The sequence below is a fragment of the Nostoc sp. CALU 546 genome (assembly GCF_048836525.1).
This window is the reverse complement of record NZ_JAWJTF010000413.1, coordinates 1-1,451: the sequence shown is the minus strand read 5'-3', so window position 1 is coordinate 1,451 and position 1,451 is coordinate 1. Positions and strand designations below refer to the sequence as shown.

At 37.8% G+C, this 1,451-nt stretch carries 2 protein-coding genes; both read right to left on the bottom strand.

Features of this window, described 5'->3' with window-relative positions; genetic code table 11:
• Positions 1–683: glycosyltransferase family 4 protein (locus tag RRG12_RS44155; protein ID WP_420763368.1), on the bottom strand; the 683-nt coding region annotated here is incomplete at its 3' end.
• Between the two features lie 562 nt (positions 684–1,245).
• The coding region (locus RRG12_RS44150; RefSeq protein ID WP_420763367.1) for a PEP-CTERM sorting domain-containing protein at positions 1,246–1,451 on the bottom strand (206 nt) is incomplete at its 5' end.

Sequence of the window (1,451 nt, the reverse complement as noted above, 5' to 3'; positions counted from 1 at the left end):
ACTACAAATTTTCCATCGAGTTGATGGCTAGATATCCAAGAGTTGTTTTGTTTCGGTAAAGGTCGAATAAAATTTACATTCACCCAATTGGGAATACAAACGATTTTATTAACAGGTACTCCCTTATTCACTAAATTCTCACGAAACCCATCAGCGATGACACTAATAGTGTGTGCCGTCCGATATGCAAACTTCTCTAGGATTGCAAGACTTCGGATCATCCACTTGTTTTTTAATAGCCCGATACGTACCGCAGCTTCTGGTAAAATATCTTGCACATTTAGAACTACCGGGCAGTTGTATAACCAACCAAATATTGTTACTGGTAACGTACCGAATAGAGGCGGAACTGTTAAGATAATTACATCGGGGCGTCCGCCTTTAAAGGCTTGGGGTAAGCTCGTAAAAACAAAACTTAACTCCAGCAACAGCCGATCTACGAGGTTAGGTTTAGACTTAATTCGCAAATAACTTCGCTGAATGGTTACGCCATTTTTTTGTTCAGTAATATACCACTTACCCCGATATCCATCGTAAATTTCGCGCTGAGGATAGTTGGGCATTCCCGTAATCACTCGCACTTCATGACCTCGCTTTACTAGTCCTTCCGCCAATTCAGTCATTAATGGAGCAATTCCAATCGGCTCTGGATGATAGTTGTAGGAATAGATCAGAATGTGCATGAGCTATTTGTGAATTTTGTAAAGACAGCTTGAGATCAGCGGACTTATTGCTAATTTCAGTAATGGCTGCCACTTTTATTACTCAATTTAAGTTTAAAGATTTGTTGATTAAGATTGGATTAAGCTCTGTTTATAAATTTTCTGAATAATTTTAATTTTAAAAGATAGTTTTTGTATTGCATAAAAGACTTAAAAATTAAAATATCAGATTGTGTAAAGACTTTAGGCTCTTTATAAACACAGACTTTAGACTTTGGTGATGATCACAATAGTTGATTTGCTAGCTCCTGAATCATGCATAATGTCTAAATTTAAACTTCGGGGATTGTAGCATTATATTTAAGCTTGTGCATATAACCCTCATACCGCCCTTTCAACTGGCACATGAAGTATTTTTAACCAAGTTATCAGTGATTGCTCGAATACTTGTTGACATAAGTATTCGAGCGATCGCGAACTGATAAGGCTGGATAATAGACTCACCAACTCACTTAATCATTGGAGCTAGAATAGAGATTCATTAAACTAAAATTGGCAACCTCTAACTAGAAAGCCCTACTTCCTAGCAAGAGGCTTGCTTTTTCTTCAGAGTTGAGCCTACACCCAATATCCCAAAGGCCAGTAAACCCAACATAGAAGCAGGTTCAGGGACTTTGGATACCTGAATAGAACCAGAATTTTGATCTAATGTTATGAATGCTGTCTGTTGATCGATATCCTGACGTAAGAACAAAGAATCACCAACGGTTCCCTGGAAGAAATATTCTC